Genomic DNA, 8,853 nt, shown 5'->3' on the forward strand with positions numbered 1-8,853 from the left:
CTGAGGAGTCGGTCGGGGTGGTGGTAGGCGTTGGTGGTGTGTTGGCCGGTGTCGAGGTGGGGTGGGGGTAGCCATTCGGTGGTGCACTTCGGTGTGGTGCCCGTCGGCGGTGCAGCCGGGGCGGGTGCAGCCGCGGTCTTGGGCTAGTAGCACGATCCGTTGGCTGGGGGAGGCGGTGCGCCGGGTGCGCCATAAGTCCAGGGGTAGGCCGTTGCGGTCGAAGATGACCAGGTAATGGAAGGCGTGCCGCCCCAGGCGTTGCACGTCGGTCATCGGGAGCAGGGTGCCGCCGGCGGTCAGGGCGTGCCCGGTGCCGGATTCGAGTTCGGTCACGGTGGTGGTGACGATGATGGTGGCGGGGAGGCCGTTGAGTTGACCGAGTTCCCCGGAGCACAAGNCGGCNGCCACGGCGCCATGGGGTCCCCGGACAGGGCNCGGCGGGGGCCGAGTTCGGCGGCGTCAGCGACCCGGGTTTTCGCCTCGTGGGGGGTGACTCGTGGGGGGTGATGTGCAGGGCGTTGGCGACCGCGGTGGCCAGCGGGTCACCCAACTCGGCGGGGTGGCGGTCTCGCGTAGCGCGCTGAGCAGGCGGTGCCCCACGGCAGGCAGCCGGCTGGCGATGATCTCCAGGCGGCGCAGAAGTTGCACCTGCTCACGGGTCGAGCGAGAGCTCACCTCTGCGGAGAGCAGAGTGTCAACGGCCGCGTCGACAGCATTGAGGGCGGCGAACACCGGATCCTCATGCCTGGTCACCACGATCGACGCCCTACTCGAACACTAGGTCGAACCACCGACGCAACGGCCGCGTCGACAGCATTGAGGGCGGCGAACACCGGATCCTCATGCCTGGTCACCACGATCGACGCCCTACTCGAACACTAGGTCGAACCACCGACGAAACAGGCGCCGCTAACCTGAACCCCGTGGCCTTATCGACCGAGTGGTCTCGCGCGCTGAGCATGACCGCACCGATCGTGAACGCACCGATGGGCGGGACGGCAGGCGGCGCACTGGCGACGGCGGTCTCCCGAGCGGGTGGGCTGGGCATGGTCGGGATGGGTAGCACCGGCTCGGCCTCGAAGCTGACCGAACAGCTCGCGTTCTTCGCAGGCCTCAACCGGCCATTCGGGATCGGCCTGGTGGAGGTCTCGATGGCGCGCGACCCACTGCTGCTATCGACTGCCATCGCGGCCAACCCGGCACTGATCTCGGTCAGCTTCGCCTCGACATGGGAGTGGGTGGCACAGGTCCACGACGCGGGCATCGCCACTGCCACCCAGATCGCCGATCTGCACGAAGCACAACGGGCGCAAGCGGCAGGCGTTGACGTGTTGGTCGCGCGCGGCGCCGAGGGCGGCGGTCACGGCGAGCCGCAGATCGGAACCCTGCCGTTGCTGACGGCTGTCCTCGATGGGGTCGAGATACCCGTGCTCGCGGCAGGCGGCATCTCGTCCGGCCGTGGGCTGGCCGCGGTCCTGGCCGCCGGGGCGTCCGGAGCGTGGCTGGGCACCGCATTCGCCGCCTGCACCGAATCACTGAGTTCCGAGACGACGCGTCAGGCTCTCCTCGCCGCGCGGGAAACCGACACCATGCTCACCCGTGAATTCGACATCGCCGACGGCTACACCTGGCCGTCGCATCTCCCAGAACGAGTGCTGCGCAACGAGATAACGTCGATCAATGCCGGACAGGGCGTGGGCGGCCTGACCGCGGTGCACTCGGCGGCCGAGGTGGTGCAGCGGTTGTGCGCCGAGGCAGCGGAAATGTTGAGCCGCTGGAGTTAGGCGCGAACGGCGTCGATGGCCCGGTAGATGCGCTGCTCACTGACCGGGCGCGGAGTGCCCAACTGCTGCGCCCACAGACTGACCCGGAGTTCTTCGATCTGCCTGCCGATCTCACGGACATCGTCGGCGGCAGCGCGGCCAGGGGCCAGCGCCGCACCCAGTTCGTCATACTCCTGCTGCACCGCGTGCACCCGCCGCATCCGGTCCAGATCGGCGACCACCCCACGTGGCAGGGTGTCCAGCCGACGGCCGATGGCCGTGAGATAGCGGGTGAGGTCACCCAAGTGCTGCGCACCGGTGGCTGCGACGAAACCGCCTGGCAGCAAACGGGCGAACTGCGCGCGAATATCGGCCACTGCCTCGGCGTGGGCCGCGAGCGGCCGATCGGGCAGCGCCAGCTCCACCTCATGGGCGGCGCCCAGCACCTTCTGCACGCGGCCGACGATGTCGAGCGTGGTGGGCACGATATTGGCGGCCACCCTGGCCCGGAGCCCTTCGAATTCGGCTCTGGTCCAGGCAGATCCGGGTGCCAGAACCGCGACTGCAGCGTCGGCGCAGTCGTCGAGCAGGGCGGCCAGCGAGCCGTCGGGGTTCGAGCCGAGGACCAGTCGGGTCCGGGTGTCCAGCGCCTTCTCGACTGCTTTCAGCGGCGACGGCACGACCAGCCTCAGCAGTCGGCGGGTGCCGGATGGCATGGCCGCAGCCTGCTCGGCTGCGGTGGCGAACACCCGCAGGTCCACCGCAGCACCCGCGTCGACGAGCGCCGGGTAGCCACGCACCGTGCGGCTACCGGTAGTGGATTCGACTGTGCGTGGCAGCGTGTCGAGATCGTCGGGCCAGGACCGCAGTCCGGCCCGTTCCAGCCCACCGGCCACTGCCTGGGCGACGGCCTGCCGGATCGGGGCGGCGAGCTTCTCCTGCAGCGCCTCGAGGTCTTTACCCTTGGCCAGCTCGGTGCCGTCGGCGGCTTCGACGGCGAACGTCACCCGCAAGTGTGGCGGAAGTTTCTCGATATCGAAGGCGCCGATCGGCACCAGCAGGCCCGAGAGCCGCTGCAGCGCGCGTTGCACGGATTCCAGCAGCGGTTCCGGCCCCGGCTCGATCGTCGCCAATACCTTGCGCGCGGTATCGGGTGCGGGAACGAAGTTGCGGCGCAGGTCTTTTGGCAGTGATCGGATCAACGCCGTGACCAGCTCCTCCCGCAGCGCAGGCACCTGCCAGGAGAACTCGTTGCCGCCAAGGCGGGCCAGCACCTCGACCGGGACGTGCACCGTGACACCGTCGTCCTCGGCCGTCGGTTCGAAGCGGTAGCTGACCGGCAACGACAGGTCACCGGCCTGCCAGGAATCGGGCTGATCAGCTGCATCAGTATCGTTGCGCAGCAAGTCATCTCGAGTGAACGTGAGCAGATCAGGCGTGCGATGACGTTGCTTCTTCCACCAACCGTCGAAGTGCCGCACCGAAACCACCTCGGCGGGCACCCGCTTGTCGTAGAAGGCGTAGATCTCCTCGTCACCGACGAGGAGATCGCGCCGCCTGGCGCGTTCTTCGAGCTCGGCCAGTTCCTCCCGCAACGCCGTGTTGTCGCGGAAGAAGTGGTGGCGGGTCTGCCAGTCCCCCTCGACGAGCGCGTGCCGGATGAACAGGTCGCGCGCCGCCTCCGGATCGATGTCGGCGTAAGCGATGCGGCGGCGCGGGATCAGCGGCAGCCCGTAGAGCGTGACGCGCTCCCAGGCCATCACTGCGCCGCGCTGGGAATCCCAGTGCGGCTCACTGTAATTGCGCTTGACGAGATCCCCCGCAATGCGTTCGACGGGTTCGGGCTCGATGCGTGCGGCGATCCGCCCGAACAGTCGGCTGGTCTCGACGAGGTCGGCGACGACGATCCAGCGGGGCGGGCGCTTGGTCAGCACCGAGCCGGGCGCCAACACGAACTTCGAGTTCCGCGCCCCCGCGTATTCACGGGTCTCCCCTTCCCGCAGACCGATATGCGAGAGCAACCCGGCGATCAGCGCGGCGTGCACGCGGGCCGGGTCTGCCGGCTCGGGGTCGCCGGACTCCCTGATACCCATGTCCTTGGCGATGCTGCGCAGCTGCCCGGTCAGGTCCTGCCATTCGCGGATTCGCAGATAGTGCAGGAATTCATCGCGGCACATCCGCCGAAACGAGCTACCCGACCGCTCGGTGCGCTGCTCGCCCAGGTAGCGCCAGAGGTTCAGGTAGGAAACAAAATCCGAGTGCTCGTCGGCGAACCGGGCATGCTTCTGCCGCGCCGCCTCCTCCCGATCCGACGGCCTTTCCCGCGGGTCGGGGATCGACAGTGCTGCCGCCAGCACCAGCACTTCCCGCACACAGCCTTCGGCATCGGCCGCCAGGATCATCCGCCCGATTCGCGGGTCCAGCGGCAGCTGGGCCAGGCGCCGGCCGAGATCGGTGATCGCGCCATGCCCGTCGAAGGCGCCGAGTTCCTGCAGCAGCTGCACACCGTCGCGGATGCTGCGCTGATCGGGCGGATCCAGGAAGGGGAACGCCTCGATATCGCCCAGCTGCAGCGAGGCCATCTGCAGGATCACCGCCGCCAGGTTGGTGCGCAGGATCTCGGGGTCGGTGTAGCGCGGGCGTGCGTCGAAATCCTGTTCGGAGTAGAGCCGGATGCAGACGCCGGGCGCGACGCGTCCGGACCGGCCGGCCCGCTGGGCCGCCGACGCCTGTGAGATCGGCTCGATGGGCAGCCGCTGCACCTTGGTGCGACGGCTGTAGCGGGAGATCCGGGCGGTGCCGGGGTCGACGACGTAGCGGACGCCGGGCACGGTCAGCGAGGTCTCGGCGACGTTGGTGGCCAGCACGACGCGGCGGCCGGTGTGCGACGGCTCGAACACCTTCTGCTGCTCCGCGGTGGGCAGCCGGGCGTACAGCGGCAGCACTTCGGTGTTCCTGACCACCCCCCGCAGCGCCTCGGCGGTATCACGGATCTCCCGTTCTCCGGACAGGAACACCAGCACGTCGCCGGGGGGCTCGGTTTCGAGCTCGCGGACCGCGTCGATGATCGCCTCGGTCTGGTCGCGGATCTCGCTGCGGACGATCTCGTGGTCGGGATCGTCGGGATCCTCGCCCTCGTCGGCGCCCGCGAGAACCTCGAGCGGCCGGTACCTGATCTCGACGGGATAGGTGCGGCCCGACACCTCGACGATCGGGGCCGGCGCCCCGCCGGTGCCGAAATGCTCAGCGAACCGGCCGGGTTCGATGGTCGCCGAGGTGACGATCACTTTGAGGTCGGGCCGCCGCGGCAGCAGTTCCCGCAGGTAGCCGAGTAGGAAGTCGATGTTGAGGCTGCGTTCGTGGGCTTCGTCGAGGATCAGCGTGTCGTAGCGCAGCAGACGCCGGTCGCGCTGGATCTCGGCGAGCAGGATGCCGTCGGTCATCAGCTTGACCAGGGTGCGGTCGCTGGCATGGTCGTTGAAGCGGACGGTGTACCCGACGGCATCGCCGAGCGGCACCGCCAGTTCGTCGGCGATGCGCTGCGCGACGGTCCGCGCGGCCAGACGACGGGGCTGAGTGTGCCCGATCGTGCCGCGGATACCGCGCCCGAGTTCCAGGCAGATCTTGGGCAGCTGGGTGGTCTTGCCCGAGCCCGTCTCGCCTGCGACGACGACGACCTGGTTGGCGCTGATCGCCGACGCGATCTCGCCACGCAGCTCGCTGACCGGCAGATCCGGATAGGTGATGACCGGAACCGCCGCCGCCCGGGTGGCGATCAGGCCTTCCGCGGCAGCGATCTGCTGGCCGATCTTGGCCAGTGCGGCGGGGTTGTCGCCACGCACACCGCGCAGCCGGCGGTCGAGCCGGGCGGCGTCACGGATGGTCACACCGTCAAGACGCGCGCGAAGCTCGCGTACCTCATCTACGGACGGTCTGGACACCCCGGCAAGGATAGGCGCTATGACAACGTTGACTCGCGCTCGTGTGCTGACCGCCGCCGAAGAACTGATCGCGGCCTTCGGCGCCACCGACACCGCGGCCTATTTCGCCTGCTTCTCCCCCGACGCCACCTTCGTCTTTCATCCCGAGCCGCACCGCCTCGATGACCGGGCTGCCTACGAACAGCTGTGGGCGTCCTGGCTCGAGGACGGCTGGCGGGTGGTGTCGTGCCAGAGCACGGCTCAGCTCGTGCAGATCTACGGCGAGGTCGCCGTGTTCACCCACACCGTCGACACCGTCACCTCGGTCGGCGAGGAGCACACCGCCACCCGTGAGCGGGAGACGATTGTCTTCGTGCTCGACGGCGAGGACCTGGTCGCGGTGCACGAGCATCTGTCGACGGCCCCCGACGAGGCCTAGGTGGTCGCAATCCCCGTCGACTGAAGCTCACACATGGCGGTCCGCAGCCCGCGACGCTTGCCGGTGGCGGGGTCGACCCCGAAGGTGTCGCGGACGCCGCCCCTAATCCGGAATTTCAGCTCCGAATGCGTCTCGGGCGCATCGTCGGCGGTGGCCTGCAGGAAACGGTTCGGCAGCGCGAGCTTCGCAATCGTCATGAACGACTGGAGATACTGCCGCGCAAGGGAACCCGTGGTGTAGGGCAGGTCGTACTTGTCACACAGCGCCTGCACCCGCACGGCGATCTCGGCGTACCGGTTGCTGGGCAGATCGGGGAACAGGTGGTGCTCGATCTGGTAGCACAGGTTGCCGCTCATGAAGGCCATCACCGGACCGGCGTGGAAGTTGGCCGAGCCCAGCATCTGTCGCAGATACCATTCCGGGTGGGTCTCAGTGTCGTACTCCTCCTTGGTGAATTTCTCTGCGCCGTCAGGGAAATGGCCACAGAAGATGACGGCGTACGACCAGTAGTTGCGGATCAGGTTCGCCACGGCATTAGCCTTCAGCGTCTGCTTCCAGTTCTTGCCCGCCAGGGCGGGGAAGACGAGGTAGTCCTTGCCGACCTGCTTACCAACCTTGCGGCCGATGATCTTCAGGTCGCGCAGCACTTCACCCTTGGATTTCTCGCCCTTGCGGAATTTCGTGGTTTCCAGGCCGTGCGCAGCCACTCCCCACTCGAACAGCGTGCCGAGTAGCAGGTTGTAGACGGGGTTGCCGATCATCCACCGTTCCCAGCGTTGATCGCGGGTCAGTCGCATGATGCCGTAGCCGATATCATCGTCCATCCCAACGACATTGGTGTACTTGTGGTGGATGTAGTTGTGCGACTTCTTCCAGTGGACGCTGGGCGAGGTGGTATCCCATTCCCATTCGGTCGAATGGATCTCAGGGTCGTTCATCCAATCCCACTGACCGTGGGTAATGTTGTGGCCCAATTCCATGTTCTCGATGATCTTGGCCGTCGCCAGCATGCCGGTCCCGGCGATGCGGGCCGCCCTGTTTCCACTGGCGAACAAGGCAATTCGACCGCCCGCGGCCAACGCACGCTGCAGCTGGATGGCTCTGCGGATGTAGCGGGCGTCCTGCTCACCGCGGGATTCCTCGATGTCGGTCCTGATGGCGTCCAGTTCGCGGGCCAACTCCTCGACGTCGGCCTCGCTGAGATGGGCGTATTCCTTGATATCGGTGATAGCCATAAAAGTCTCCTAGATGTTGATGGTGCAGTCGCCGGATACAGCTGAGATGCAGGTCTGAATGCGGTCACCCTCGCCGTGTTCGGTGCCCGACCGGAAATCTCTGACGTGGCCCGATTCCAAAGGCAGCACACAGCTTTGGCAGATACCCATCCGGCAGCCGAAGGGCATCTGGATGCCGACCTTCTCGCCCGCCTCCAACAGGGAGGTCGCGCCGTCGACCTCGACCGATTTGTCCGAGACGGCGAAGGTGACGGTGCCACCCTCGCCACCCTTGTCGGTGCGGGCGATGACGAACCGCTCCATGTGGAGGTTGGCCAGCGCATCCGAGTCGGTCCACCGGGTTTCGATGGTGTCGAGCATGTCAGGCGGGCCGCACGCCCAGGTCGGCCGTTCCCGCCAGTCCGGGACGAGGCTGTCGAGGTCGTCGCCGAACTCGAGGTGGCCGTCGTCCTTGGTCAGGCGCAGATGCAAGGCGTACTCGTTCTCACCGTCGGCGAGATCGCGCAGTTCGTCGTGGAAGATGACGTCGTCGGCGCTCGGGGCCGAGTGGATGTGCACGATGTCGGGGCGATGTCCGCGCTGCTGCAGCGATCGCAGCATCGCCATCACCGGCGTGATGCCGCTGCCCGCCGTCACCAGCAGCACCTTCGGCGGCGGTGGGTTGGGTAGCGCGAAGTCCCCTTTCGGCGCGGCCAGACGAACGATGGTTCCCGGCTTCACGCCGTTGACCAGATGGCTGGACAGGAAGCCTTCGGGCGTCGCCTTCACGGTGATCGAGATCAGCTTCTCGTCGCGACGCGGGATCGACGTCAGCGAGTAGGACCGCCAGTGCCAGCGACCGTCGATCCGCACGCCGATACCCACGTACTGACCCGGCAGGTAATCGCCGGTGAAACCCCAGCCGGGTTTGATGGTGACGGTGGCCGAGTCCTCGGTTTCCTTGCTGACCTGGACGATCTCCCCGCGGAGTTCGCGCGCCGACCACAACGGGTTGAGCAATTTCAGGTAGTCGTCCGGCAACAACGGCGTGGTGGCCCGCGCGGCCAACCCCCGCAGCAGGTTGATCTTCGGTGAACGGGCAGTCTCCACGTCCTTGGCGGGCGCGGCGCTCCAGCGGGTCAGACTACGAATCTTCGAATTCATCGCGGCTCCCTGCATTGGTCGAGACGGATGGTTCAGTGAACGGTCTTCAGTGAACACCTGTGCACCGACTACCCCGATGTCGCCGACCGTCAAACATCGCGTGTGAACGCGGGAACGATGACAACGCGGGAACAATGACGTGGTGGCCACCAGCGAGAACGTGACGGCGTCGAGCTGACCAACCTCGACCAGCCCCTGACCCCGGACGCCGGGGCCACCAAACGCGACCTGGTCGACTACCTGGACGCCATCGCCGACCGGATACTGGCCGGCCGGCCGTTGACCGTGCTGCGGGTGTTGCGTGGGCGGGCGGGGCGACGGTCGCCGCGCCCTACAGTCCCCGGCTGCGTGGG

The 8,853-nt window shown here is 67.3% G+C and carries 6 protein-coding genes and 2 pseudogenes; 3 read left to right on the plus strand and 5 right to left on the minus strand.

Going from position 1 to position 8,853, the window contains the following annotated elements:
* Together H7J73_RS17930 and H7J73_RS17935 are read right to left on the minus strand one after the other, a co-directional pair.
* Positions 1 to 402: pseudogene (locus H7J73_RS17930) on the minus strand (DUF222 domain-containing protein); the annotation flags it as partial.
* A gap of 57 nt (positions 403 to 459) precedes the next feature.
* Positions 460 to 756 carry a hypothetical protein gene (locus H7J73_RS17935; protein WP_264068897.1) on the minus strand — a complete coding sequence of 99 codons (297 nt, stop codon included), beginning with the start codon at positions 754 to 756 and terminating at the stop codon, positions 460 to 462.
* A gap of 167 nt (positions 757 to 923) precedes the next feature.
* On the opposite strand from H7J73_RS17935, the gene H7J73_RS17940 reads away from it, so the two are divergent.
* A complete protein-coding gene (locus tag H7J73_RS17940) occupies positions 924 to 1,784 on the plus strand; it encodes an NAD(P)H-dependent flavin oxidoreductase (RefSeq protein WP_264068898.1) in 861 nt (286 codons plus the stop codon).
* On the opposite strand, the gene hrpA is transcribed toward H7J73_RS17940, so the two are convergent.
* On the minus strand, positions 1,781 to 5,704 hold the full coding sequence (gene hrpA / locus H7J73_RS17945) for an ATP-dependent RNA helicase HrpA (RefSeq protein ID WP_264068899.1): 3,924 nt from the start codon (positions 5,702 to 5,704) through the stop codon (positions 1,781 to 1,783). The genes H7J73_RS17940 and hrpA overlap by 4 nt on opposite strands.
* Positions 5,705 to 5,723: 19 nt before the next feature.
* On the opposite strand from hrpA, the gene H7J73_RS17950 reads away from it, so the two are divergent.
* A complete protein-coding gene (locus tag H7J73_RS17950) occupies positions 5,724 to 6,122 on the plus strand; it encodes a YybH family protein (RefSeq protein WP_264068900.1) in 399 nt (132 codons plus the stop codon).
* Here the strand turns inward: H7J73_RS17950 and H7J73_RS17955 are convergent.
* Together H7J73_RS17955 and H7J73_RS17960 are read right to left on the minus strand one after the other, a co-directional pair.
* A complete protein-coding gene (locus H7J73_RS17955; protein ID WP_264068901.1) occupies positions 6,119 to 7,357 on the minus strand; it encodes a fatty acid desaturase family protein in 1,239 nt (412 codons plus the stop codon). The two genes, H7J73_RS17950 and H7J73_RS17955, sit on opposite strands and share 4 nt — an antisense overlap.
* A 9-nt stretch (positions 7,358 to 7,366) precedes the next feature.
* Complete coding sequence (locus tag H7J73_RS17960; RefSeq protein ID WP_264068903.1) at positions 7,367 to 8,500, minus strand: ferredoxin reductase; 1,134 nt, start codon at positions 8,498 to 8,500, stop codon at positions 7,367 to 7,369.
* Between the two features lie 174 nt (positions 8,501 to 8,674).
* Between H7J73_RS17960 and H7J73_RS17965 the strand changes: the two are divergent.
* Positions 8,675 to 8,812: pseudogene (locus H7J73_RS17965) on the plus strand (ATP-dependent DNA ligase); the annotation flags it as partial.
* Between the last annotated feature and the right edge of the window lie 41 nt (positions 8,813 to 8,853).

The sequence above is a fragment of the Mycolicibacterium komossense genome (assembly GCF_025822605.1).
Lineage (GTDB): Bacteria > Actinomycetota > Actinomycetes > Mycobacteriales > Mycobacteriaceae > Mycobacterium > Mycobacterium komossense.

Excerpts from the sequence above, each read along its gene's own strand:
- H7J73_RS17950 (WP_264068900.1), top strand. The coding sequence starts at position 5,724 with ATGACAACGTTGACTCGCGCTCGTGTGCTGACCGCCGCCGAAGAACTG.
- H7J73_RS17955 (WP_264068901.1), bottom strand. The coding sequence starts at position 7,357 with ATGGCTATCACCGATATCAAGGAATACGCCCATCTCAGCGAGGCCGAC.
- H7J73_RS17960 (WP_264068903.1), bottom strand. The coding sequence starts at position 8,500 with ATGAATTCGAAGATTCGTAGTCTGACCCGCTGGAGCGCCGCGCCCGCC.